The sequence below is a fragment of the Streptosporangium sandarakinum genome, assembly GCF_013409935.1.
Classification (GTDB): Bacteria; Actinomycetota; Actinomycetes; order Streptosporangiales; family Streptosporangiaceae; genus Streptosporangium; species Streptosporangium nondiastaticum.
This window is the reverse complement of the sequence record NZ_JACCCO010000003.1, coordinates 1,238,716-1,262,447: the sequence shown is the minus strand read 5'-3', so window position 1 is coordinate 1,262,447 and position 23,732 is coordinate 1,238,716. Positions and strand designations below refer to the sequence as shown.

General features: G+C 73.0%; 20 protein-coding genes. 11 read left to right on the top strand and 9 right to left on the bottom strand.

Annotated features, from left to right (window positions below; genetic code table 11):
* Positions 1 to 104: 104 nt before the first annotated feature.
* Positions 105 to 1,118, top strand: a complete 1,014-nt coding sequence (locus tag HDA43_RS31960; protein WP_179828231.1) for a zinc-dependent alcohol dehydrogenase — start codon at positions 105 to 107, stop codon at positions 1,116 to 1,118.
* A 75-nt stretch (positions 1,119 to 1,193) separates the two neighbouring features.
* Here the strand turns inward: HDA43_RS31960 and HDA43_RS31955 are convergent, their stop codons facing one another.
* A complete protein-coding gene (locus HDA43_RS31955) occupies positions 1,194 to 2,426 on the bottom strand; it encodes a PP2C family protein-serine/threonine phosphatase (protein ID WP_246424768.1) in 1,233 nt (410 codons plus the stop codon).
* Positions 2,427 to 2,905: 479 nt separating this feature from the next.
* Between HDA43_RS31955 and HDA43_RS31950 the strand changes: the two genes are divergently transcribed.
* The 6 genes from HDA43_RS31950 to HDA43_RS31925 all read left to right on the top strand — a co-directional run bounded on the left by HDA43_RS31950 (position 2,906) and on the right by HDA43_RS31925 (position 7,612).
* On the top strand, positions 2,906 to 3,475 hold the full coding sequence (locus HDA43_RS31950; protein ID WP_179828230.1) for a hemerythrin domain-containing protein: 570 nt from the start codon (positions 2,906 to 2,908) through the stop codon (positions 3,473 to 3,475).
* 119 nt (positions 3,476 to 3,594) lie between these two features.
* The gene (locus tag HDA43_RS31945) at positions 3,595 to 4,710 is read left to right on the top strand and encodes a S1 family peptidase (protein ID WP_179828229.1); all 1,116 of its coding nucleotides are present in this window, start codon (positions 3,595 to 3,597) and stop codon (positions 4,708 to 4,710) included.
* A gap of 183 nt (positions 4,711 to 4,893) precedes the next feature.
* A complete protein-coding gene (locus tag HDA43_RS31940) occupies positions 4,894 to 5,463 on the top strand; it encodes a snapalysin family zinc-dependent metalloprotease (RefSeq protein ID WP_179828227.1) in 570 nt (189 codons plus the stop codon).
* Between the two features lie 155 nt (positions 5,464 to 5,618).
* The gene (locus tag HDA43_RS31935; protein ID WP_179828225.1) at positions 5,619 to 6,287 is read left to right on the top strand and encodes a PadR family transcriptional regulator; all 669 of its coding nucleotides are present in this window, start codon (positions 5,619 to 5,621) and stop codon (positions 6,285 to 6,287) included.
* A gap of 169 nt (positions 6,288 to 6,456) precedes the next feature.
* Positions 6,457 to 7,137 (top strand): class I SAM-dependent methyltransferase, encoded by a 681-nt coding sequence (locus HDA43_RS31930; RefSeq protein WP_179828223.1) that lies wholly within the window; start codon positions 6,457 to 6,459, stop codon positions 7,135 to 7,137.
* A gap of 40 nt (positions 7,138 to 7,177) precedes the next feature.
* Complete coding sequence (locus tag HDA43_RS31925; RefSeq protein WP_179828221.1) at positions 7,178 to 7,612, top strand: CBS domain-containing protein; 435 nt, start codon at positions 7,178 to 7,180, stop codon at positions 7,610 to 7,612.
* Between the two features lie 324 nt (positions 7,613 to 7,936).
* Here HDA43_RS31925 and HDA43_RS31920 read toward each other — a convergent pair whose 3' ends face one another.
* A complete protein-coding gene (locus HDA43_RS31920; protein WP_179828218.1) occupies positions 7,937 to 9,043 on the bottom strand; it encodes a serine hydrolase domain-containing protein in 1,107 nt (368 codons plus the stop codon).
* Between the two features lie 834 nt (positions 9,044 to 9,877).
* Between HDA43_RS31920 and HDA43_RS35580 the strand changes: the two genes are divergently transcribed.
* Together HDA43_RS35580 and HDA43_RS31910 are read left to right on the top strand one after the other, a co-directional pair.
* Positions 9,878 to 10,141, top strand: a complete 264-nt coding sequence (locus HDA43_RS35580) for a hypothetical protein (protein WP_246424767.1) — start codon at positions 9,878 to 9,880, stop codon at positions 10,139 to 10,141.
* Between the two features lie 184 nt (positions 10,142 to 10,325).
* Complete coding sequence (locus HDA43_RS31910) at positions 10,326 to 10,766, top strand: SRPBCC family protein (protein ID WP_179828216.1); 441 nt, start codon at positions 10,326 to 10,328, stop codon at positions 10,764 to 10,766.
* 77 nt (positions 10,767 to 10,843) lie between these two features.
* Here HDA43_RS31910 and HDA43_RS31905 read toward each other — a convergent pair whose 3' ends face one another.
* The 6 genes from HDA43_RS31905 to HDA43_RS31880 all read right to left on the bottom strand — a co-directional run bounded on the left by HDA43_RS31905 (position 10,844) and on the right by HDA43_RS31880 (position 19,668).
* Positions 10,844 to 11,440: an FxsA family protein gene (locus HDA43_RS31905; protein ID WP_179828214.1), complete on the bottom strand. Its 597-nt coding sequence runs from the start codon at positions 11,438 to 11,440 to the stop codon at positions 10,844 to 10,846.
* A gap of 202 nt (positions 11,441 to 11,642) precedes the next feature.
* Complete coding sequence (locus tag HDA43_RS31900) at positions 11,643 to 12,386, bottom strand: polyprenol monophosphomannose synthase (protein ID WP_179828212.1); 744 nt, start codon at positions 12,384 to 12,386, stop codon at positions 11,643 to 11,645.
* On the bottom strand, positions 12,386 to 14,047 hold the full coding sequence (gene lnt, locus HDA43_RS31895) for an apolipoprotein N-acyltransferase (RefSeq protein ID WP_312873642.1): 1,662 nt from the start codon (positions 14,045 to 14,047) through the stop codon (positions 12,386 to 12,388). The genes HDA43_RS31900 and lnt overlap by 1 nt, the downstream gene beginning before the upstream one ends.
* A 591-nt stretch (positions 14,048 to 14,638) precedes the next feature.
* Positions 14,639 to 16,966, bottom strand: coding sequence for a HelD family protein (locus HDA43_RS31890; RefSeq protein ID WP_179828208.1), 2,328 nt, complete (start codon positions 16,964 to 16,966; stop codon positions 14,639 to 14,641).
* Positions 16,967 to 17,371: 405 nt separating this feature from the next.
* Positions 17,372 to 17,839: an Lrp/AsnC family transcriptional regulator gene (locus HDA43_RS31885; protein WP_179828206.1), complete on the bottom strand. Its 468-nt coding sequence runs from the start codon at positions 17,837 to 17,839 to the stop codon at positions 17,372 to 17,374.
* A 77-nt stretch (positions 17,840 to 17,916) separates the two neighbouring features.
* Entirely contained in the window at positions 17,917 to 19,668 is a 1,752-nt protein-coding gene (locus tag HDA43_RS31880; RefSeq protein WP_179828204.1) for a sensor histidine kinase, read from the bottom strand.
* A 195-nt stretch (positions 19,669 to 19,863) separates the two neighbouring features.
* Between HDA43_RS31880 and HDA43_RS31875 the strand changes: the two genes are divergently transcribed.
* Both HDA43_RS31875 and HDA43_RS31870 read left to right on the top strand, forming a co-directional pair.
* Positions 19,864 to 21,276, top strand: a complete 1,413-nt coding sequence (locus HDA43_RS31875) for a dihydrolipoyl dehydrogenase family protein (RefSeq protein ID WP_312873641.1) — start codon at positions 19,864 to 19,866, stop codon at positions 21,274 to 21,276.
* 377 nt (positions 21,277 to 21,653) lie between these two features.
* Positions 21,654 to 22,403, top strand: coding sequence for a hypothetical protein (locus HDA43_RS31870; protein WP_179828200.1), 750 nt, complete (start codon positions 21,654 to 21,656; stop codon positions 22,401 to 22,403).
* A gap of 169 nt (positions 22,404 to 22,572) precedes the next feature.
* Here the strand turns inward: HDA43_RS31870 and HDA43_RS31865 are convergent, their stop codons facing one another.
* The gene (locus HDA43_RS31865) at positions 22,573 to 23,718 is read right to left on the bottom strand and encodes an acyl-CoA dehydrogenase family protein (protein ID WP_179828198.1); all 1,146 of its coding nucleotides are present in this window, start codon (positions 23,716 to 23,718) and stop codon (positions 22,573 to 22,575) included.
* Positions 23,719 to 23,732 lie beyond the last annotated feature (14 nt).

The window sequence follows — 23,732 nt, the reverse complement described above, 5'->3', positions numbered from 1 at the left end:
TATGGAATTCCATTGTCCGCATGGGTTCGGAAGCGCGGCCTCGGGCCGGCACGCCGGCCGTACGGCCCCTTTTCCGGGCCGTCCCCGCATCCGGAAGGTGAGAAGTGAGAGCGTTCGTCATCACCGAACCGCGCCGGTGTTCGGTGCTGGACGTCGAGCCGCCGGTCCCGGCGGCCGGCCAGGTCGTCGTGGATGTGGAGCGGGCCGGGTTGTGCGGCACCGACGTCGAGTTCTTCACCGGCGAGATGGCCTACCTCCACCAGGGCCACGCGCGCTACCCGATGCGCGTCGGGCACGAGTGGTGCGGGACCGTCGCCGCCGTGGGCGAGGGCGTGGACGAGCGCTGGATCGGCAGGCGCGTCACCGGCGACACCATGCTCGGCTGCGGCCGGTGCCGCCGCTGCCGCGCGGGGCGGCGGCACGTGTGCGACGCCCGCCACGAGATCGGCATCCGCGGCGGGTGGCCGGGCGCCCTGGCCGAGCAGGTGGCGGTGCCGGTCACGGCGCTGCACCCGCTGCCGGAGGAGGTCGACACGGTGGCCGGCGCCATGGTGGAGCCGGGCGGCAACGCGCTGCGGGCCGTACAGGCGGCGGAGGTGGAGCCGGGTGACCGGGTGCTGGTGGCCGGTCCCGGCGCGATCGGGCTGCTGGCGGCCTCGTTCGCGCTGGCCCAGGGGGCGGAGGTGCACGTCCTGGGTGTCTCGGAGCGGTCGCTGGCGTTCGCCCGCACGCTCGGGGCGCACGGGGCCTGGACGGCCGAGCGGCTGCCCGCCCTGCCGTTCGACGCGGTGATCGACGCCACCACCTCCCCCGGCCTGCCGGCGCGGGCCCTGGAACTGGTGGAGCCGGGCGGGCGGGTGGTCTGCATCGGCCTGGCACCGGACCCCAGCACGATCGACACCCGGACGATGGTGCTCAAGGACGTCACGATGACGGGGGTGCTGAGCGGCTCCGGCGGGCTCGCCGAGACGATCGAGCACTACGCCTGCGGGGAGGTGGACCCGCGCCCGCTGGTGGCCGCCACGGTCGGCCTGGAGGAGGTGGCCGGCGTGCTGGCGGGCTCGCGCCCGGCCGGGGCGGGTCAGGGGCCGAAGATCCACGTCGATCCGCGGCGATGACCGGCGGGGCGCCCGCGGCGGCCACCGGCCTGCCCACCGGCGCCCGCGGCGGTGATCGGAGGGGGCCGGAGGACGTCACAGGTGCAGTGCCCGCTGGGCCGAGCCGCGCCACTCCGCGAACAGGACGGTGGCGTCGTCCTGCAGTTTGCGCTCGTGGTATTCGAGCAGCTGGTGGACGAGGCGGCGCAGGGTCTCGGAGATGGGCAGCCCGGCGGAGTTCTGGCGGACGACGAAGTCGACGAAACGCTCCAGCCCGAACTCCCGCCCCTCGTGGTCGCGGGCCTCGATGATGCCGTCGGTGTAGAACAGCAGCCGGTCGCCGGGCTCCAGCTGCTCCTTGCAGAGGGTCACCGGCAGGCCGAGGTCGAGGCCCATGGGGTGCGCGGGCCGGCAGTCCAGGGTGCCGACCCAGCGGCTGTCCCTGATCAGCACCGGCGGGTGGTGGCCGCGGTTGACCCAGGTCAGCTCACCCGTCGCGGTGTCGAGGTGCGCCAGGATCGCGGTGGCGAACCGTTGGGCCCGGCCGAACTGCTCGACCAGGACCCGCTCGACGTTCTTGCTCGCCTCGACGAGGTCCGCCCCCTGGCGGCGGCTGTTGCGGCAGGCGGAGACCGCGAGGCTGGCGGTGATCCCGGCGGCGGTGTCGTGGCCCATGGCGTCGAAGAGCGCCAGGTGCACGGTGTCGTCGGCGACGGCGTAGTCGAAGGCGTCGCCGCCCACCTCGTAGGCCGGCTCCTGGGCGGCGCTGATCGCCACGTCCTCGTTGGCGAAGGTCTGCAGCGGCATGAGGTTCCACTGCATCTCGGCCGCGACGTTCATCGGGCGGGTGCGCACGAGCCGGGCGTAGGAGTCGCTGTGACCGCGCTTGCTCTCGATGATCAGCGCGATCAGCGACGCGAGGGCCTTGATGTCGGAAAGGGCCTGGTCGTCCGGGGTCCGGGCGCTGACGCGGATGACGCCGAGGCGCTCCGTGCCGTTCAGCAGCGGCACCCACCACCACTCCACGCGACCGTCGTCATCGGTCTTCGGCAGGATCCGCACCTCCTGGAAGGCCCGGCCGGCGAGGGTGGTGTCGACGCGCAGATCCTCCGGCCCGGGACCCTCGTTCCCGGCCGCGTCGAGCCCGCGGCCGGTCAGCAGGCGCAGGACCTCCTTCTGGAGGTCGGCGATGTACATCCGCACGTCGAACAGGCCGGCGTGTGCGGCGTGCTCGTTGACCAGTGAGGGCAGCCTTTCGAGCGCGACCAGGTGGCTGGCGGCCAGCAGGCCGGTCAGCATCCGGGCCGTGTCCCTGGGAGTGTCGGTCATCTGGCTCCCGTCTCGCGTGGACGATCCGCGCGTCCACGGCCTCTTTCCGGGAGGTCGCGGCCCCGCCGGTGGGCGGGTGAACGGAACGCCTGCCGCGAAGCTGCCCCGAAACCAGCAGGCTATGTAAGGTTCCCCTCCACCTGGAAAAATAGCCGAAATCCCGGCCCGCTCCCCCATCGGGGATGCCGTCTCCGGGACGTACGGGAGAGCCGCCCGCGGACGGGACGGCCGGCGCGGTGGAGCGCGCCACCCCGGGACGCGCGGGATGTCCGGGCGCCCGGCCGGCGACCGCGCCGCCGCGGGAGCGGTCCCCGGGACGCGCCCGGCGGCGGCGCGGTCATCGGCCGGGTATCGGGAGGAAAAGATTGCCCTCCCCCGCCGTGCCCGTCACGGCCGCCCCGGCCCCGCTGTGGTCTCGTCGATGACGGAGGGGAAGCCGCCGCGGAGCCATGTCGAGATCGTGTGGAGAGGAAGCCCGGATGACCACGGAGCAGGAGACGGACGTCATCAGCGTGCTGACGCACGACCACCGCGAGGTGGAGGAGATGTTCAGCGAGCTGGAACGGCTGGACGGGGCCGACGCCGAGCGGCGCGGGAAGCTGACCGAGCGGGTCATCACCGAGCTGGTCCGCCACTCGGTCGCCGAGGAGGCATACCTGTACCCGGCCGCGCGCGAGCTGATCCCGGGCGGGGACGAGCTGGCCGACCGGGAGATCGCCGAGCACGCCCAGGCCGAGCGGACGATGAAGGAGCTGGAGGGGACCGATCCCGCCGACCCCCGGCACGTCACCCTGATGGCCCGGCTCATGCGGGAGATCCGCGCGCACATCCAGGAGGAGGAGAACGAGCTCTTTCCCCGGCTGCGCGGCAACGCCTCCGCCTCCCAGCTCGCCGAACTGGGCCACAAGGTCCAGGCGATGAAGAAGATCGCTCCCACCCGGCCGCACCCGGCCGCGCCGGACAGGCCGCCGGTCAACAAGATCATGAACCCGCTCACCGGTCTGGTCGACCGGATGCGCGACGCCCTCACCGGACGCGGCAGGGAATGAGGCGGCCGGGCCCGGCGGACCCCGGCCGGGCCCCATAACACGGAGATAGGGGGTTTTTGGCAGATCCCGCCGAAGCGCTCCGGCCAATACTTTGACAGCACCCCTCACAAGGAGTGCTGATGTTCAGTCGACGTACCCTCCTGACCGGAGCCACCGCCGCCCTGGCCCTCGCGGCCACCCTGTCGCCCACCGCGGCACAGGCCGCCCCCGCACCCCTCCCCCCGGCCGCCATGGACGCCCTCCAGCGCGACCTGGGCATCACCGCCGAGCAGGCCGTGCAGCGGCTGGCCAACGAGTCCCGCGCCATCGGCGTGCAGGCCAACCTGACCAAGGCGCTCGGCGCCAAGTACGCGGGGGCGTGGTTCAACGCCGACGCCTCGCAGTTCCTCGTCGCCACCAGCGACGCCGCCCAGGCCCCCACCATCAAGGCGCAGGGCGCCCAGCCCGTCGTCGTCGGCCGGTCGCTGGCCGACCTCGACGCGATCAAGACCAAGCTCGACCAGGCCCCCGAGGCCGCCAGGGCCAAGGCGGCCCTGTGGTACGTCGACGTCCCGACCAACAGCGTCGTGGTCGAGGCCGCCGACCAGGCCGCCGGTGAGGCCCTCGTCGCCTCGGCCGGCCTGAGCCGGGACGCGGTCCAGGTCAAGGTCAGCGCCGAGCAGCCCAAGACGTTCATGGACCTCATCGGCGGCAGCGCGTACTACATCAACGGCACCAGCCGCTGCAGCATCGGCTTCGCCGTCACCCGGTCGGGCAGCCCCGGCTTCGTCAGCGCGGGCCACTGTGGCCGGACCGGCGCCACCACCACCAACCCGTCCGGCACCTTCGCCGGCTCGTCGTTCCCCGGCAACGACTACTCCTACGTCTCCACCCCGGGTCACAACCCCACGCCGTACGTGCGCGGCTCCGGCGGCTCCCTGGTCACCGTGCGCGGCTCGTCCGTGGCGGCGATCGGCGCCTCGGTCTGCCGCTCCGGCTCCACCACCGGCTGGCACTGCGGCACGATCCAGCAGTACAACTCGACCGTGAACTACGCCCAGGGCACGGTCTACGGCCTGACCCGCACCAACGTGTGCGCCGAGCCCGGCGACTCCGGCGGTTCGTTCATCTCGGGCAACCAGGCCCAGGGCATGACCTCCGGCGGCTCGGGCAACTGCTCCTCCGGCGGCACGACCTACTTCCAGCCCGTCAACGAGGTCCTCAGCGCCTACAGCCTGACCCTCAAGGTCGGCTGACCGTCCTTCTCGACACTCATGACGACGCTGCGCGTCGCGGCTCGGGGGCTCATCACCCGGTGTCTTCCCTCGTCACTCCGCCGCTTCGCGGCTGCGTTCACCGGCACCCCCTCGCAGTCCCCCGTCAGGGCGAGGCTCCCTCGCCCTGACGGGCACCCCCCAACGGCCGAGGAGGCTCCCCAGATGTCCAGGATCATCCGCGCCCTCGCCGCCCTCCTGGTAGGGCTCGCCGCTCTGGTGGCGATCTCGCCCGCCTCGTCCGCGCAGGCGGCCGGGGCCGACGCCGGGCAGGCGGTGGCCGCGCGCGTGCTGCGCTACGACGCCAGCCGGGCCGCCGAGTTCCGCACGGCGGTCGACCAGGCCGCGCAGATCTGGAACTCCAGTGTTTCCAACGTGCGCCTGGTGGCCGGCACCCCCGCGGACTTCGTCGTCCTGGCCGACTACGGATGGCCCCGCACACAGCCGGTCAGCCTGGGCCGGGGGACCATCTGGATGGGCAGGCAGGCCACCGCGGAGGGCCACAACCCGCTGCGCATCGCCGCCCACGAGATCGGTCACATCCTGGGCCTGCCGGACCGGCGCACCGGTCTGTGCACGGACCTGATGTCCGGCGCGAGCGCGGGCACGAGCTGCACCAACCCCTACCCGAACGCGACCGAGAAAGCCCAGGTGGAGCGGAACTTCGCCGGTTTCGCCCCGGCAATCCGCTTCGGCGAGATCTACGTCGACAGCCCCGAGGCCGCCCTGCGGTAACCCATCCGGCTGCGACCCGGCATCCCCTCCAGGCGGCGGCCGGCCCGGACGACCCGTTCGTCCGGGCCGGCCGTTCGCGTGCCCGGCGGGCACCCCTGGCCGCCTTCATAATCGTGTGCGTATACTCGTAGACGAGTATGAAGGCGAGGGCCGGAATGACCAAGCGCCGCAAAGTGAGCAACATGCTCGGCCTGGCCGTGCTCTCGGCGGTCGTCGTCAAGCCGATGCACCCCTACGAGATCGCCTCGGTGCTGCGCGAGCGCGGCAAGGACCGGGACATGAAGATCAAGTGGGGCTCGCTCTACACCGTGGTGCGCAACCTGGAGAAGCACGGCTTCCTCGCCGTGGCCGGGACCGTCCGGGACGGCGCGCACCCCGAACGGACGATCTACCGCATCACCGACGCCGGACGCCGGGAGTACGCCGACTGGACCCGCGAGCTGCTCGCCGAGCCGGATCGGGAGCCGCCGAGGTTCGAGGCCGGGCTTTCGGTGATGGGGGTGATCCACCCGGACGAGGTGGCCGTCCTGCTGCGGCGGCGGCTCGACGCGCTGGAGCGGGAGATCGGCGGCCAGCGGGAGGCGCTGGCCGGATGCGCCGGGGTGCCGCGGCTCTTCATGGTCGAGGCCGAGTTCGACCTGGCCATGCGCGAGGCGGAGGCGACCTGGACCCGCTCGCTGCTGGAGGAGCTCGTCACGGGTTCCTTTCCGGGCCTTCCGGCGTGGCGGGAGTGGCACGAGACGGGCCGGATGCCGGCGGAGATCGCCGCCCTCGCGGAAGGGACCGGTCCGGCCGACCGTCCCGGGAAGGGAGACCCGCCCTAGAGGAACCGGAAGAAGAGGAGACCCGGCGGGGTGGTGCAACACCTCCGCCGGGTCGTCTACCTCGAACCGACGCCCGCGGAACGGAACCCGGCCACGAGGTGGCAACGGCAACGATAGCCGGGTTCTCCGGGGAGCGGTTCGGACACCCCCATCCGAAACCGGAGGAATCATGAAGAAAATCCGTCTCACCCAGACCCAGGCGTGGCAGATGGAGGGCGCGGCGGCACGGTGGTACGCCCGCCAGCGCGCCTCGGCCCCCCAGCTCGCCGCGGTCCGCCGATACGCCGCGCGACTCGCCGAGGGCCTGCCCGCCGGGGCGGCCGTGCTGGAGGTGGCCCCCGGCCCGGGATACCTGGCCGTCGAGCTGGCCGGGCTCGGGTTCGCGGTGACCGCGCTGGACCTCAGCCGCACGTTCGTGGAGATCACCGCCGAGAACGCCCGCCGGGCCGGCGTGCGCGTCGCCGTGCACCATGGCGACGCGGCAGACCCGCCCTTCGCCGACGGGTCCTTCGACCTCGTCGTCTGCCAGGCCGCCTTCAAGAACTTCGGCCGGCCGGTCCGGGTCCTGGACCAGCTGCACCGCGTCCTGCGCGACGGCGGGACGGCGGTGATCCACGACATGAACAGGGACGCCACCTCCGCCGACATCGACGAGGAGGTCGCCCGGATGGGACTCAGCCCGCTGAACGCCCTCCTGACGAAGGTCCCGCTGAGGGGGCTCCGGAACCGCGCCTACTCCCGGGAGCGCTTCGAGGCCCTCGCAGCCGAGAGCGCCTTCGGGACCTGCGATGCCCGGGCCGAGGGAATCGGCCTGGAGATCCGGCTGACCAGAAGCGACATATGGGTATGAATCCCCCTAGAAGCATCGGCCGATCTTTCGGGGGGCATCGATGAGCACAGCGGAAACCGGCAAGAAGGCCCGGGATGTGATGCACCAAGGCTGCGAGTGCGTCGGTGAGCACGAGAACCTGCGCACGGCCGCGCGGATGATGCGCGACATGGGCGTCGGCGCGTTGCCGATCTGCGGCGACGACGACCGGCTCAAGGGGATCCTCACCGACCGCGACATCGTGGTGAAGTGCTGCGCCGAGGGCAAAGACCTCGAACGGACCACGGCCGGCGAATTGGCCCACGGCCTGGTGTGGGTGGACGCCGACACCAGCGTCGAGGAGGCGCTGAGCAAAATGGAGCAGCACCGGATCAAGCGGCTGCCGGTGATCGAGAACCACCGCATCATCGGCATGATCAGCGAGGCCGACCTGGCCAAGGAGCTGCCCGACAGCAAGCTGGCCGAGTTCGTCCACCGCGTCTACGCACGCGCCTGACCGGGCCGCCCGGCAGCCCCAGGGGGATCCCGGCCGGCCGGGATCCCCCTGGGGCCTCTCCTCACAGGGGGCAGACCAGATAAGCCGGAAAGAGGCAACGGCCGGTGCGACGCGGCCCGAGCCACGCCCCTGGCTTGTGGCCGGCGGCATGAGATCGCGCGGCCGCTGAACGTCAGCGGCTCCACGATCCACGAGTACGCTCCCGAGCACGCCACGGGCCGCCCCGCCGTCGAACAGTCGGTGACAGCCCGGAGGGGCCGCGTGTCACCCTCCCCACCAGGCTTTGAGACAGGCCCTGGCGGGGCCGTGACCTTCTCGCCGGCCTCAGCGCAGCGCGCAGAGGGTGGCGTCGGCGAGGTCGAGGAGCCGGGGCGTGATCTCGCTCGGATGGCGATTGATCGCGAGAGTGACCTGGCGGCGACCGTCGGGGCTGGAGGCCGCGATCGTGCGGTAGCCGTTGAAGCCGCCGCCGTGCCCGACCCAGGTGCCCGCGCAGTGCTTCAGCTCGGTCTCGTACAGCCCGAGCCCGGCGTCGGCGCCCGGCCACATGCGCGCCGGATCCGCGGGGACCGTCGTACGCATCTCCTTGAGCTGGGCCGCGGGCAGCAGCCTGCCGCCGAGCAACGCGGCCCAGAAGCGGTTCAGATCGGAGGTCGTCGACACGAGCGCGCCCGCCGCGCCGCCGTAGGTCATGTTCCACTTGGTGGTGTCGTACCGCTTGCCCTCGTCGTAGACGTAACCGTGCGCGTGCCGTCCCGGGATACGCGGGTTGTCGCCCGGCCACCACGTCCCGGTGAGCTTCAGCGGCCTGAGGATCCGCCGCGTGATCTCCGTGCCGATGTCGTTGCCCGTGACCTGCTTCACGATCATGGCCAGGAGGGCGTAGTTGGTGCTCGAATAGTTCCACGGCTTGTCCGACCGCGGTACGCGCAACCCGATCGCGAACAGGTCGTCGGGCTCGAAGTGCTTGAAGCGGTCACGCAAGGCGTCGATCTCGTCCGAGGACGTGTAGTCGCCGAGCCCGCTCGTGTGCCGGAGCAGGTCCCTCACGGTGATCTTCTCGTTCGGGAGGTACCGCGTCAGGGGCGTGTCCAGGCTGATCTTGCCCTCCGCCACGAGCTGGAGCACCACCGTCGCCGTGAACGACTTGGTGATGCTGCCCACCCTGATCCGCTCGTCACCGCGCATCCGTCGGCCCGTGAGGATGTCAGCCACCCCGCTGCCCAGTGACACCTGTCTGCACGCCGGGGAGCTGACCGTCGCGAGGATGCCCGGCGTGTCCCCCGCCTCCACGATCGCGTCGAGCGACCGTTGCAGCGCGCTCGTGTCGCATCCCCGTGTCGCGGCCGACGCCTCCGGCGCCACTCCGGCCGCCGCCGTCCCCACAGCCGCGGCCAGTGCCAGCGCCGCGGCGGCTCTCGTGTTTCTCATGCCCCCAGCTTTCGATGTCCCGCGCGGATCCGCCTCGTGCTTCAGGCCCGACCTGCTCCTCCTGGAGGACCAACGGGTCGCCCCTCGGGCGGAGGCCGTCCGACGGTGACGGGCCCGCCGCCCTCGTCCCGGTACAGCCGACGCTGGATGAGCATTTCTGCGCCAAGGACGATCACGGCACACGGCCCGGGGCCCCGAGGCCACGGCGATCCACAAGGCAGGGACCGTCGCGGTCGGCCGGCGGGGGGTTCAGCGGGAGCCGGGGCGCCGGCCTCAGGTCGAGGACGCCGGCCGGATCGGCCGGGCCTCCGCGAACTCGACCGGCGCGCCGCCTACCGCATACGGTGCTCGTCGGCAGGGCATCCGCCTGGTGGCCCATCGGGGGCGGTCGCGCGGCCTGCCAGGTGGTGTGGGCGGCGCGGCTGATATCCGGTGGATCCGCGTGACGCGTCGTTGGCACAGTAAGCAATATGGTCACACCTGCTGCCCCTTTCGTCCCCGGCCTTGAGCTCGCGAGGACTCTGTACGAGGAGGCGGTGAGGCCGATCCTCGACACCGCCTATCCCGGGCTTCGGTACGCGGCCGCCCGGATCGGCGCGGGGTCCGAGGTCCTGGGATTCGACACCGCGCGCTCGGCCGACCATGACTGGGGACCTCGACTCGAGCTCTTCCTCGCCCCCGAGGACGCGGTACGCCACGGTGGGCGGATCCGCGACCTCCTGGCGCAGCGGTTGCCGAAACAGGTGCGTGGATGGCTCACCCACTTCCGCCGCAGCAGCGATCCACTCGATCCGGTCGGCCATATGGAGCGACTACCCCGGCCGGGAGCGGCACTTGTGCGACGCGTACGAGGTCGTAGGCCGGACGCACAACGCCATCGGGCTCACAGGGCCGGTGGATCCGACCCGCCGGCCCTACCACAGCCGGCCGTTCCTGGTCCTGCATGCCGAACGCTTCGCCCGGGCCCTGCTGGAGACGGTCACCGATCCCCGGTTGCGTGAGCTGCCTCTGACCGGAGGCGTGGACCAGTGGGCCGACAGCACGGACCTTCTGGATCGACAGGACGCCATCAACGCAGCCGTGGACGCCATCGTCTGATCCCGATGCCCCGTTCCCACCGCCGCGCCTTTCGTCGCGGATCCCGCGAAAAATCCCTCCGGTCCCCGCGAGGGGTCCCTCCGCGCGGAGGAGTCGTGCGGTGCGGGACCGGCGTCCGGGGTAAGAGATCTCACATGCCCCTGACGAGCCCCGGGGGCCTTCCCACCGCCGGAGGTGTCCCACGATGACCAAGGGCCGCATCTGCGTGTCCGTGGCCGCCGACGCCCGCCCGGAGCGGGTGTTCTCCGTACTGACCGACTGGCCGCGCCACCGGGAGTGGATGGTCCTCACCCGGGCCCAGGTGACCGGCGGCGACGGCCGGAGCGCCGGGAGCCGCCTGGCGGCCTTCACCGGCGTCGGTCCCCTCGGCTTCCTCGACACCATGGAGATCACCGGGTGGGACCCGCCGCGGACCGTCGCGGTCCGGCACACCGGCGGGCTGGTGCGCGGCACCGGGGTCTTCCGGGTGCTGCCCCGCGGCGGGGGCAGCACGATCGTCTGGGAGGAGGAGCTGGACCTGCCGCTCGGCGCCGTGGGGCGGCTGGGCTGGGTCCTGCTCAGGCCGCTGAACGCGGCGCTGTTCCGGTTCTCGCTGCGCCGCCTGGCCGGGCTCAGCGGCCGGTGACCCGGACGGGCCGCGGCCGCGTGCCCGCCGGAGCGGGCGACCCGCCGTGGAGCGGGCTCGGCCCGCGTCCGCCGGGCTCAGCCGCCGGTGAGGCCGCGGGGCGAGTCGTGGACCGGACCGGGGCCCGGCTCGTCGCGGATCACCTCTCCGTGGATCACCGGGCCGGAGCCGCCCGGACCGCCCTGGCCGCCGGTCCCGCCGAACGGCGAACCCGCGGAGCCCGTACCGAACGGCGCACCCGCGCCGAACGGCGAGCCCGGCCCGAACGGCGAGCCGAGGCCCGGCCCGGCGGCCGACCGGGCGAGGGTGCTGCGGACCCGGCGGGCGAAGAACCAGGCGCCCAGGCGGCGGACCAGCGGCCGGGTGAGGGGCAGGAGGCACATGAGCCCCGCGATGTCGGTGAGGAAGCCCGGGGTGAGCAGCAGCATGCCGCCCGTGACGACCATGGCGCCGTCGGCGAGCTCGCGTTCGGGCATCCGGCCGTCGCGCAGCGCCTCCTGCAGGCCGCGCCACGCCCTGCGACCCTCGCGGCGGACGATCCAGGCGCCGAGAAGGCTGTCCGCCAGCAGGAGGGCCACCGTGGGCCAGCCGCCGATGACCTGCCCCGCCTGGATCAGGACCCAGATCTCCAGGATCGGGACCACCAGGAAAAGCAGGAACAGCACTAAGCGCATCTTTTCCTCAACTCATGTGACAGCCGTACGACTGTGACAACGCGCCGGGGCGTCGCCGCGTTCCACCGTTCTCCCTGACGTTCCCCGATGTCCCCCGGAGGTCATCCCGGGGTTCTCCCGGAGCCCGCGCGGGGGCTCCCGGCGCCCGGGCAACCGGGGCCGATGCCCAGCGTGAGCGGCGCAGACGGCCGGGGCCCGGCGCTCAGCGCGAGCGGCGCAGACGGCCGGGCAGCCCGGCCAGGCCCCACTGCATGATCCGCCAGAACGCCTCGACCATGATGCCCCGGCTCATCTTGCTGACCCCGGCGGTGCGCTCCACGAACACGATGGGCACCTCGGCGACGCGCAGGCCGTGGCGGACCGTGCGCAGCGTCAGGTCCACCTGGAAGCAGTAGCCCTGCGACTCCACGTCGTCCAGGCCGATCTTCTCCAGGGTGGCGGCGCGGTAGGCGCGGAAGCCCGCGGTGGCGTCGCGGACCGGGATGCCGAGCATCATCCGGGCGTAGACGTTGGCGCCGCGCGAGAGGAACTCGCGGGAGGCGGGCCAGTTGACCACCTCGCCGCCGGGCACCCACCGCGAGCCGATCACCAGGTCGGCCCCGCCGGCCAGCCGCTCCAGCAGCTTGGGCAGCTCCTCGGGCTGGTGGGAGCCGTCGGCGTCCATCTCCACCAGGACGTCGAAGCCCTCTGCCATGCCCCAGCGGAACCCCGCGATGTAGGCGGCGCCCAGACCCTGCTTGCCCGGCCGGTGCAGCGCGTGGACGTGGTCGTCGCCGGCCGCCAGCTCGTCGGCGACCGCTCCTGTGCCGTCGGGACTGGCGTCGTCGGCCACCAGGACGTGCGCCTCGGGCACCGCGGCGCGCACCCTGCCCACGATCGCCGGCAGGTTCTCCCGCTCGTTGTAGGTCGGCACGACGACGAGCACCCGGCCCGGCATCCGCTCCATCACGCGTCTCCCACCTGCTGTTCGTCCCTCCCGCCCGCGGAGTGGGCAAGGTTGCGGATCCGGCGCGCCGCGACGGCGGCCATCGCGCCCGTACCCATAAGTATTAAGATCCATTCGGGCAGCGCGCCAGCCCTGGTTGCGATGGTCTGCCCGGTTCTGACCGGCACGGTCAGCACGTCCATCGCGGGGACCAGCTCGCCGGTGCGCCAGACGACCTCGCCGTCCGGTTTCACCAGGGCGGAGATCCCGGTGATCGCCGAGGTCAGCACCGCCCGGTTGTGCTCGACCGCCCGCAGCTGCGACATGGCGAGCTGCTGGGGCGGCAGGTTCGTCAGCGCGTAGGTCGCGTTGTTGGTCTGCACCACCAGCGGGGTGGCCCCGGTCCTGGCGGTGTCGCCGACGACGCCGTCGTAGGCGACCTCGTAGCAGTTGATCGCCCCGACGGTCACCGGCCCGACCCGGAGGTCGCCGTCGCGGGTGCCGGGCACCGACTGCTTGCCGACCAGGGCGGCCCGCTCGAACAGGGCGAACATGAGTTCCTTGAGCGGGGTGTACTCGCCGAACGGGACCAGCTTCTGCTTGTCGTAGTACGCCCCGGGCCCGGTCACCGGGTCCCACACGATGCTGCGGGTCGCCCGGCCGTCCTCGCCGATCCCGACCACCGCGCCGACCAGCACGGGCACCCCGACGTCCTTGACGGCGTCGTCGATCTGGCGGCGGGCGAACTCGCTGCGGTAGGGGTCGATGTCGGTGGAGTTCTCCGGCAGCACGACCAGGTCGGGCTTCGGCATCCGGCCCTCCCGTACGGCGCGGGCCATCTCGTGGAGCATCCGGGTGTGGTTGCCCAGCACCACCGCCGGCTCGTTCCCGAGGGGGTTCATGCCGCGGCCGGGGACGTTGCCCTGGACGACGCCGATCCGGACCGTCCGGCCCTCGTCGCCGTGGCGGGGCACGGCGAACGCCGCGGCCGGCACGGCCAGCGCCCCGGCGAGCGCCAGCGCCAGCGGCGCCCGGCCCCGGCGTCCACCCGGCCCCGGGTCAGCCCCGGGGTCACGCCCCGCCCGCGATGCCCACAGCCGCAGCGCGGCCAGCGCGAGCAGCCCGCCGCACAACGCCACCGCGAAGCCCACCAGCGGGGCCCCTCCGACGGCCGCGTACGGGGTGAAGACCGAGTCCCCCTGGCTGAAGGCCAGCCGTACCCAGGGGAAGCCGCCGAACGGGAACGACCCGCGGGCCTTCTCCATCGCCACCCACAGCGCGGCGCTCCACAGGGGCCACAGGGGCAGCCGGGACACCAGGGCCGATCCGGCGGCCCAGGCCGCGTAGAACAGGCTCTCAATGGCCGTCAGGCCCAGCCAGGCGTCGGTCCCGATCGGGCTCGCCCAGTGCAGCGCGGGCAGCAGGAACACGAGGCCGGTCAGCAGGCCCGGCCACACGGCGCGGCGGGCGCGCAGGCCGTACGAGGCGAGCACGGCGAGCGCCACGCCGAAGGGCGCCAGGAACCACAGCCCGAGCGGCGGGAAGGACAGGAACAGCAGCAGGCCGCCCGCGACGGCCGCCGCGGCGCGGCCGGACACCGGATGCGAGAGGAGCGCGGCCCGCCGGTGGGGGGACTCCCCCGGCGCGGCCGCAGGCGAGGCGGCCGTCTTCTCCTGCACCACGGGCGTGGCTCTCCTTCGGGGCGTCATGCGGGCGTCGTGCGGGCATCGGGCGCCCGGCCCCTCCGACCGGCCCGTCCGGCCCTTTTCCTAGCCCGAACGGTACCGCCCCCGGAGCACGGCGAGGAAACCACGGTCCGGGAAACGTCCCGGGACGAACCCCGGGTCTTCGGAAACGGCAACGGGGTGATCCCCGGGCGGACGGAGGCCCGCGGGATCACCCCGGCGCTTGCGGCGCTCGCACGGGAGCGGGAAGAGAGCCCGGGCCGCCCTTCGGACCGGTTCCGTCCCGTCGGCGGCGGGCGCGGATTGCCGTTGTCTACTGGGTGCCCGGGCCCCTCCTGGGTCCAACCCCCCGCCCGGAAGGGGTGCCCCGCCTCGACGGAACACCGATCCTGCGCCTGGCTGTACGGACGGGGTCTCCCCCGTCACGGGCGCAGGAGGCGGCGATGTCGAAAGGCGGCCAACCGGTCAGTCCCGTGCTGGACTGGGCAGCAAACTACCGACCCCAGCGCAGATGTCAACCGTGTCCCTAACAGCGGAAACATCAAGTTTCCGCAGCTGGGACAGGATCGGCGAGAGCCGTCAATGGTCTCATGTGATCCGATGTACCTCAAGTCGAGAGAGCGCCCCGGGCAGCGGGCCGTCGTGGACGACGCCAAGGCGGCGGGTCGCCCTGGTCAGCGCGACGTAAAGATCGCTGGCCCCGCGTGGCGACTCCCCCAGGATCGCCTCCGGATCCACCACGATGACCGTGTCGAACTCCAGGCCCTTGGCCTCGGCGACGGTCAGGACCGCCGCCGGGGCGTCCAGCGCGGCGGCCCCGGGCGCGGCGACCGCGCCCGGGACCGCCCCGGTGACGAGCTCGCCGTACTTCTCCCGGCCGGTCTCCGGGACGATCACCACCGTGCGGCCCCCCTCGGCGACCTCGGCGGCGACCAGGCCGGGCAGGCGGTCCACCGGGGAGGCCGCCCAGGGCCGGGCGCCGGTCTCGCGGACCGAGGTGGGCGCGCTCAGGCCGGGCCCGACCAGGGCGAGCACCTCCGCCGCCACGGCCATCAGCTCGGCCGGGGTGCGGTAGTTGACCGTGAGGGTCTCCTGCCGCCAGCGCCCGGCGACGTACGGGTCGAGGACGTCGCCCCAGGAGCGGGCGCCCGCCGAGGAGCCCGTCTGCGCCAGGTCGCCGACGATCGTCATCGACCGGCTGGGGACGCGGCGCATCACCATGCGCCAGTCCATCTCCGACAGCTCCTGGGCCTCGTCCACGATGACGTGGCCGAACGCCCAGGTCCGGTCGGCCGCGGCGCGCTCGGCGGTGGTGAGGTACACCTCGTCGGAGAGGTGGCGGGCGGCGAACTTCTCGGCGTCCATGATCTCCGCCAGGCCGGTCAGCTCCAGCACCTCCCTGGCGTAGGTGAGCTGGTGCTGCCGCTCGTCCTGGGCGGCGGCCCGCGCCAGGGCCTGCTCCTCCTCGGCGAACCACGCCCCGGCCCGCAGCACCGCCGGGTCGATGTCGCCGAGCAGCTCGGAGGCCTCGTCCAGCAGCGGCACGTCGGAGGGGGCCCACCAGTCCTCGCCGCGCCGGGGCGGCTCGCGCAGCAGCAGCTCGCGCTCGGCGGCGTCCAGCAGCCCGCCCGCGGCGTACTCCAGCCGCTCGCGCGAGGTGAACAGCCCCACCAGGAGCTGGCGGGGGGTGGTGTAGGGCCACAGCCTGTTCAGCGCGGCCTTGACGGGCCGCTCGGTGCGCAGGTCCTCGCGGATGCCGGCCAGCTCGTCGTCGTCGATCACGCCCTTGCCGAGCTGCTTGGCCATCTGCCGGGCCAGGATGTTGAGCAGGTGGCGGACGAACACCGCGCGGGCCTCGTTGTGCGGCCTGCCCGAGCGGGCCGCCCGGTTGCGCGCCGCCTCCAGGGCCCGGCCGTCGAGCCTGAGGGTGTGGCCGTCGAGGCGGATCTCGACCGGCTTGCGCGGCACCCGCTGCCGCTCCCGTACGGCTCGCGCCACCACCTGGACCATGCGCGCGTCGCCCTTGACCGCGGCGACCTCCGGGCGCTCCCGGACCGTGGGGACGAGCCCGGGGTACAGCTCGGCGACCGTGGACAGCAGCACGTCGGTCTCACCCAGCGAGGGGAGCACCTGGTCGATGTAGCGCATGAAGGTCGAGTTGGGGCCCAGGATGAGCACGCCCCGGCGGGCGAGCCGCTCCCGGTGGGTGTAGAGGAGGTAGGCCGCCCGGTGCAGGGCGACCACCGTCTTGCCGGTGCCGGGACCGCCCTGCACGACCAGCACGCCGTCCAGGTCGGAGCGGATGATGCGGTCCTGCTCGGCCTGGATGGTCGCCACGATGTCGCGCATCCGCCCGGTCCGCCGGGCGCCGAGGGAGGCCAGCAGCGCCGCCTCGCCGTTGAGGGTGGCGACGTCCTCGTCGGTGAGTCCGTCGAGGTCGAGCAGGTCGTCGTCCACCCCGACCACCGTGCGCCCCTTGGTCTGCAGGTGGCGGCGGCGGGTGACGCCCATCGACGCGGCGGGGGTGGCGCCGTAGAACGGCTGGGCCACCGGCGCCCGCCAGTCGATCAGCAGCCGGCGCTGGTCGTCGTCGGCCAGGCCGATGCGCCCGATGTAGAGGGCGGTCTGGTCGGCCTTGTCGAGCCGCCCGAAGCACAGGCCGTTCTCCACGCCCCACAGGCGGCCCAGGCGCTCGGCGTACATCCCGGCGAAGCTGTCGCGCTCGGAGCGGTTCTGGTGCGTGCCGCCGCTCCCACCCTGCGCGAGCACCTCGTCCAACTGGCGCTGGGTGCGCTCGCGGAGCACGTCGAGCCGCTCGTAGAGGGCGGAGACGTATTCCTGCTCCCGAGCGACCTCGTGTTGACGGACGGTCGCCGATCCATTATTGTTGATGCTAATGGGATGCTCCGGGCTCATTTGGCTGTTGTGACAGCCAGCCATCTTAGCAGCCTCGTCGAGGAACCCGCCTCCACACCCCGATCACAGCTTGGTCTCGGCCTCTCCGTCCTCGCCTGATCCCACGCGCTCCCCCGGCTCGCACCTCCCCCGCCGTCCCCGGCCACCGTATGCCCGCAGCATGCCCGCCGTACGCCGCGCCCGTCATGCGGCCCGCTCACGTCTTCCGCCGCGCTCCCGCGCCCGTCGTACGGCCTGCCACGCCTTCCCCGCCGCGCACAGGCGGGAAGGACGCGACGGGCTCCCGCAAGGCTCCGTGAGGCTTCCGTGGGACCCCGCAGGCTTCCGTGAGGCCGGCGGGACTCCGTGGGGCACTCTCCAGGCCCGACGGGGCTCAGCGGGCCCCATGGGGCTCGGCGGGCGGGGTCAGGCGTCCCCGCCGGGCCCACCGCCCGCCGGTTCCGGGGGCCGGTGCTCGTACGGCGTGCTCAGCACGACGGTCGTCCGGGTCGAGACGTTGGCGGCGGTGCGGATCTGGCTGAGCAGCTCCTCCAGCGCGAACGGCGACGCCACCCTGACCTTGAGGATGTAGCTCTCGTCACCGGCGACGCTGTGGCACGCCTCTATCGCGGCCAGGTGGGCCAGCCGGACGGGGGCGTCGTCGGCGGCGGCCGGATCGATCGGCTTGATGGACACGAACGCGGTCAGCGGAAGCCCGATCGCCTCGTAGTCGACCAGCGCGGCATATCCCCGCACCACCCCGCGTTTCTCCAGCCGACGCACCCGCTGGTGCACCGCCGACACCGACAACCCGGTCTCCTTGGCGAGGTCGGTGAAACTCATCCGGCCGTCACTCGCCAGTAATGTCACGATTCGGCGGTCGATCTCCTCCACCCGGTCAACGGTATAGCCACCCGGCGGTCTTCCGCGCCGCCCTCCGGTCACGTCATGGTCCCAACGCCGCCCGCGCCTCAGCCGCTCTCGGCCCGCGTGCCTTCCGCGTTCCCCGGGTCATGCGAGTCGCCGGCTTCCGCCCGTGCCGCCTTCCCGTCCGCCGCAACCCCGGCGGAGGGCTCCGCGGTCTCACCGGGGGACGCCGGAGTCCCGCCGGAAGACGGGGCCGGGACGTCCGTCCGCTCGGCTCCGGCCTCGCCGTCGGAGACGTCGGGAGCGTCCGGGACGTCGGCGACCGGCAGAGTGAGGACGAAACGGGCGCCCTCGGTGTACTCGGTGTCCAGCCAGATCCTGCCCTGGTGCTGCTCGACGATCTTCCGGCAGAGAGCCAGGCCGATCCCGGTGCCCTCGTAGGCGTCCCGGTGGTGCAGCCGCTGGAAGATCACGAAGATCTTGTCGGCGAAGTGGGCCGGGATTCCGATCCCGTTGTCGGTCAGGGAGATCCGCCACTCCCCGTCGCCCCGCTCGGCCTCGATCCGGATGTGCGGCCGTCTGCCGGGGGTGCGGAACTTCAGGGAGTTGCCGATCAGGTTCTGCCAGAGCATCACCAGCTGGGTGCGGTCGCCGACGACCACCGGCAGGTCCCCCACCTCGATCTCGGCGTCCGACTCCTCCACGGCCGCCGCGAGGTTGGCCAGCGCGTGGCCGATCATCTCGTTCAGGCCGGCCGGGGCCGGCTCCTGGCGGACGCGGCCCACGCGGGAGAAGGTGAGCAGCTCGTTGATGAGCACCTGCATGCGCTTGGCGCCGTCGACGGCGAAGTCGATGTAGGTGTTCGCCCTCTCGTCGAGCTGGTCGGCGTAGCGCTGCTGGAGCATCTGGCAGAAGGAGGCGATCTTGCGCAGCGGCTCCTGCAGGTCATGGGAGGCGACGTAGGCGAACTGCTCCAGCTCGGCGTTGGATCGTTTCAGCTCCTCGGCCTGGGCGGCGATCTGCTGCCGGGAGCCGCGGGCCTCCTCCAGCTCGGTGACGATCCGCAGCCGCATCGCCTCCATGTCGCTCGACAGCGCCGCCAGGTCGGCCGGGCCGCCGGTGTCGACGTGATGGGAGAAGTCGCCCCCGGTGACCCGGCGGGACGCCTCGCCCAGGCGCGCCAGGGGGCGGAACACCGCCACCCGCAGCAGCACCGCGACCGTGACGATCATCAGGAGGAAGCCGGCCAGGATGATGAAGAAGGTGGTGTCGCGGGTCGTGCGGGTCCGCTCCAGCTCGGCGCGGGCGCGGTCCCTGGCCGCGCTCCAGGCGGCGTTCTGGTCGTCGAGCGCGCGGCGGACCGCGTCGAAGGCGGCCTTGCTCTCCTCGGCCCGCAGCTGGGACACGGCCGAGGGGCCGCTGCGCCGTACGGCCTCGATCATCGGCTCGGCGTACTCGGAGCGCCACCGCTCGCTCAGCCGCTCGACCGACTCCAGCCGGCCCAGCGCCTTCTCCCCCGGCGCCACCGTCCGCACCTGCGCCGCGGCGGCCCGCTGGGCGCTCAGGCCGTCCTCGTACGGCTGGAGGAACTCCTCCTTGCCGGTGATGGCGAAGCCCCGCAGGCCGGTCTCCTGGTTCAGGAGACTCGTCTGCATGCGCTCGGCCTGGAGCCTGCCCACCGTGATCTGGTCGATGAGCCGGTCGGACGCCTGAGCCGCGGTGCGCAGCACGCTCGCGCCGAACACCGCGGATACGGCGAGCAGCACGGCCATGGCCAGCAGCACGACGTTGAACCATGTCTGCGCGTTCCAGCGGCCATGCCGGGAACGGGCGGCGCGCGCCTGGTCGGAGGTCATGACGTCTCATCTCGGGGATCCGGCCCGCGGGGGCCGGGGAACACAACGGCTGACGAAAGATACCGGAACGGGTGGCCTTCGCCGTACCCGATCCGGACCGGCGGGTTCGGGGGCAGACAGGACGTACCGGCGGCAGGGTGGGAAGCTGGTGCGGTCGCCGCTGTACGACGGCGCACGCGTCCTGTGGAGGTAATGGTGTCCGACGAGTTCGACGTGATCGTGATAGGGGCCGGCCCCGCCGGGGAGAACGTCGCGGCCCGGGCCGTCCGCGGGGGGCTGAGCGCCGCGGTGGTGGAGGAGGACCTCGCCGGCGGGGAGTGCTCCTACTGGGCGTGCGTGCCCAGCAAGGCGCTGCTGCGCCCGGTGGAGCTGGCCGCCGACGTCCGCCGGGTGCCCGGCATGTCCACGGGACCCCTGGACGTCGCCGCGGTGCTCGCCCGCCGCGACGAGGCCGTCTCGCACCTCGACGACGCCGGGCAGGTGAAGTGGATCAAGAGCGTGCCCGCGGAGTTCGTACGGGGCCGGGGGCGGCTGAGCGGACCGCTGCGGGTCGAGGTGACCGCTCCCGGCGGCGCCGTCCGCCTGCTGACCGCCCGGCACGCGGTCGTGCTGGCCACCGGCAGCCGGGCGGCGCTCCCGCCGATCCCCGGTCTGCGGGAGGCGGCCCCCTGGACGAGCCATGAGGTGACCGTCGCCCAGGAGATCCCGAAGCGGCTCGTCGTGGTGGGCGGCGGCGTGGTGGCCTGCGAGATGACGCAGGCCATGCACGGGCTCGGCGCCGAGGAGACGACGATGCTGGTGCGGGGCCGCTCGCTGCTGGACCGGATGGAGCCGTTCGCCGGGAAGCTGCTGCGCGACTCGCTGGCCGACGGCGGCGTCGACGTCCGCTTCGGCGTCGAGGTGACGAAGGTGGAGCGGTCCGTACCGGGTGGCCCGGTGACCGTCCACCTGAGCGAGGGCCCGCCGATCACGGCCGACGAGCTGCTGATGGCCACCGGGCGCCGGCCCGCGACCGGCGACCTCGGCCTCGGCACCGTGGGCCTGCCCGAGAAGGGCCCGGTGGAGGTCGACGACAGCATGCGCGCCACCGGGGTCCCCGAGGGCTGGCTGTACGCGGTGGGCGACGTCAACGGCCGCAACCTTCTCACCCACATGGGCAAGTACCAGGCGCGGGTGTGCGGCGACGTGATCGCGGCGCGGGTCCGGGGCGACCGCGACGACCTGCCGGGGCTGCGCGCCGTAGCCGACTCCCTCGGCGCGCCCCAGGTGGTCTTCACCGACCCGCAGGTCTGCGCGGTCGGCCGGACCGAGGCCGCCGCCCGCTCCGCGGGGTTCGACGTGCGCGTGGTGGAGTACGACCTGGCCTCGGTGACCGGGGCCTACCTGCTCGGCGAGGACTACCGGGGACGGGCGAAGGCGGTGGTGGACGAGCGCCGCCGCGTCCTGCTCGGCGTGACCTTCGTCGGCGCGGGCGTCGCCGAACTGCTGCACTCGGCGACGATCGCGGTGACCGGCGAGGTGCCCCTCGACCGGCTGTGGCACGCCGTACCGTCCTTCCCCACGGTCAGCGAGATCTGGCTCCGCCTCCTGGAGGAATACGGCCTCTGACCCGCAAGAAGCCGCCGGTGCCTGGACCCGCGAGGGGGCGCCGGTGTCTGGACTGAGGAACGAAGGAGCGCAGCGACGAAGTGACGAGGGAAGACACCGGGCAAGAGCCCCCGAGCCGCGACACGCAGTGTCGCCATGAACACCGCGAGGGGGCGCCGGTGTCTGGACCGAGGAACGCAGGAGCGAAGCGACGAAGTGACGAGGGAAGACACCGGACACCAGCCCCCGAGCCGCGACACGCAGTGTCGCAGTGAGTACAACAATGAGGGCAAATTTAGATAAGTTTTGCGATTTTTCTGACACCACCCGCGGGCAACATGCGGAATCACAACCGTAGAGGTGAGGTTCCATGACGCCCGGGGGGGTGAGGCCGTCGCATGGGGACGAGCGATGACGTGGCGGGGTGGCCCGTGCCCCGGGAGTCCGCTCTCCCGGCGTCGGAGCAGCGACATCCCTCCCCCGAGCCTGACTTCCGGGTGCTGGATCGGCGGGAGCGGGCCGTCATCGGCCGGATGCTGGTGGGCCTGACGCTGGGCATGGCCCTCTCCCTGGCCGGTCAGACGGCCGCCGATGCGCTGCCCGCGCATGTCGTGGCCTTCTACGACCCCTACCTGTACGGCGTGCTGGTCCTGGCCATGACGCGTGGCATCTCCCGGCCCGGCTGGGCCCTGCTGATCGGCGGCCTCACCGGGGCGGGCACCGCGGCCGGTCACATGACGGCTCACGCGCTCGACCGCCAGACCCCGCTCGTCCCCGGCGGCACCGAGGGCACGGGGGGCATCGGGGGCATCGGCTGGGAGATGGCGGTGCTGGCCGCCGTGCTGATCGCCTTCGGCCTGACCGGGCATCTCTGCCGCCGTCCCGGCCGGTGCGGCGACCTCGTGGTGGGAGTGCTCAGCGGGCTGCTGCTGGCCCGGTTCACCCAGGAGCTCCGGTCGGCGGAGCTGCTGGACCGCGTGGGCTCCCTTGCGGTTCCGTGGTCGCTCGCGGCCCTGGCGGTCATGGGCCTGGCGTTGCCGGTCATCCTGCGGCCGACCGCGGCGGCGCGGGTCCGCACCGCCGCCGTCACCCTGGTCTGCGCCGTCCTCTGCGTGGTCGTCCTCTCCGCCCTGCCCCTGCCCGGCTGACCGGGAGGGCCGCCGGTGCCTCCGGCGGCCGGGAGGGTCCGGGTTCAGGGCGGTCCGCGGGGACGGGCCCCGGGCTCACGCCATCCGGAAGAGGCCGATCTGAGGAGGCCGGCCCCGAACAGGCCGGCCCGAGGAGGCCGACCTGAGGAGGGGCCCGGCCTTCCCCCGATCAGCCCTTGGCGACGGCCCTGCTGATGACCAGGCGCTGGACCTGGTTGGTGCCCTCGACGATCTGCAGCACCTTCGCCTCGCGCATGTACCGCTCGACCGGGAAGTCCTCGACGTAGCCGTAGCCGCCGAGCACCTGCACCGCGTCGGTGGTGACCTTCATGCACATGTCGGTGGCGAACAGCTTGGCCATGGCGGCCTGCGTGCCGTACGGCCGGCCGGTGTCGCGCAGCCGGGCGGCGTCCAGGTAGAGGGCGCGCGCGGCGGCGATGCCGGTGGCCATGTCGGCGAGCATGAAGCCGATGCCCTGGAAGTCGGCGATCCGCGAGCCGAACTGCCGGCGCTCCCTGGCGTAGGAGGCGGCGGCGTCGAAGGCGGCCTGGGCCACGCCCACCGCGCAGGCGGCGATGCCGAGCCGCCCGCCGTCCAGGGCGGCCATGGCGATGCGGAAGCCCTCGCCCTCGGAGCCGACCAGGGCGTCGGGGCCGAGCCGCGCCGCGTCGAAGCGGACCTGGGCCGTCGGCGAGGACTTCATGCCCATCTTCCGCTCGGGCTCGCCGAACGACAGGCCCGGCGTGCCGGCCGGGACGTGGAAGCAGGAGATGCCGCGGGCTCCGTCGGGCGAGGTGCGGGCCATGAGCGTGTAGAAGTCGGCGGCGCCGCCGTGGGTGATCCACGCCTTGACCCCGTCCACCGTGTAGCCGTCGGCGTCGCGCGCGGCCCGGGTGGTCAGGGCGGCGGCGTCGGAGCCGGAGTGGGGCTCCGACAGGCAGTAGGCGCCCAGCAGCTCGCCGCCGAGCATCTCCGGCAGCAGTTCCGCGCGCTGGGCGTCGGTGCCGTAGGCGGCGATCGGGAAGCACGACAGGGTGTGCACCGACAGGCCGAGGCCGACCGCCAGCCATCCGGCCGCCAGCTCCTCGATCACCTGGAGGTAGACCTCGTACGGCTGCGCCGCGCCGCCGTGCTCCTCGGGGTAGGGCAGCCCGAGGAGGCCGGCGCGGCCCAGGGTGGTGAAGACCTCCCGGGGGAAGCGCCCGGTGGCCTCGTCGGCCGCGGCCCGGGGCGCGACCTCCTTGCCGACGAGGTCGCGGACCAGGTCGATCAGGTCGTGGGCCTCGGCGGTCGGCAGAACACGTTCAACGGTCATATCCGCTCCAGGTC

Excerpts from the sequence above, each read along its gene's own strand:
- HDA43_RS31955 (WP_246424768.1), bottom strand. The coding sequence starts at position 2,426 with ATGACCGACACTCCCAGGGACACGGCCCGGATGCTGACCGGCCTGCTG.
- HDA43_RS31950 (WP_179828230.1), top strand. The coding sequence starts at position 2,906 with ATGACCACGGAGCAGGAGACGGACGTCATCAGCGTGCTGACGCACGAC.
- HDA43_RS31945 (WP_179828229.1), top strand. The coding sequence starts at position 3,595 with ATGTTCAGTCGACGTACCCTCCTGACCGGAGCCACCGCCGCCCTGGCC.
- HDA43_RS31940 (WP_179828227.1), top strand. The coding sequence starts at position 4,894 with ATGTCCAGGATCATCCGCGCCCTCGCCGCCCTCCTGGTAGGGCTCGCC.
- HDA43_RS31935 (WP_179828225.1), top strand. The coding sequence starts at position 5,619 with ATGACCAAGCGCCGCAAAGTGAGCAACATGCTCGGCCTGGCCGTGCTC.
- HDA43_RS31930 (WP_179828223.1), top strand. The coding sequence starts at position 6,457 with ATGAAGAAAATCCGTCTCACCCAGACCCAGGCGTGGCAGATGGAGGGC.
- HDA43_RS31925 (WP_179828221.1), top strand. The coding sequence starts at position 7,178 with ATGAGCACAGCGGAAACCGGCAAGAAGGCCCGGGATGTGATGCACCAA.
- HDA43_RS31920 (WP_179828218.1), bottom strand. The coding sequence starts at position 9,043 with ATGAGAAACACGAGAGCCGCCGCGGCGCTGGCACTGGCCGCGGCTGTG.
- HDA43_RS31910 (WP_179828216.1), top strand. The coding sequence starts at position 10,326 with ATGACCAAGGGCCGCATCTGCGTGTCCGTGGCCGCCGACGCCCGCCCG.
- HDA43_RS31905 (WP_179828214.1), bottom strand. The coding sequence starts at position 11,440 with ATGCGCTTAGTGCTGTTCCTGCTTTTCCTGGTGGTCCCGATCCTGGAG.
- HDA43_RS31900 (WP_179828212.1), bottom strand. The coding sequence starts at position 12,386 with ATGGAGCGGATGCCGGGCCGGGTGCTCGTCGTCGTGCCGACCTACAAC.
- HDA43_RS31890 (WP_179828208.1), bottom strand. The coding sequence starts at position 16,966 with ATGAGCCCGGAGCATCCCATTAGCATCAACAATAATGGATCGGCGACC.
- HDA43_RS31880 (WP_179828204.1), bottom strand. The coding sequence starts at position 19,668 with ATGACCTCCGACCAGGCGCGCGCCGCCCGTTCCCGGCATGGCCGCTGG.
- HDA43_RS31870 (WP_179828200.1), top strand. The coding sequence starts at position 21,654 with ATGGGGACGAGCGATGACGTGGCGGGGTGGCCCGTGCCCCGGGAGTCC.
- HDA43_RS31865 (WP_179828198.1), bottom strand. The coding sequence starts at position 23,718 with ATGACCGTTGAACGTGTTCTGCCGACCGCCGAGGCCCACGACCTGATC.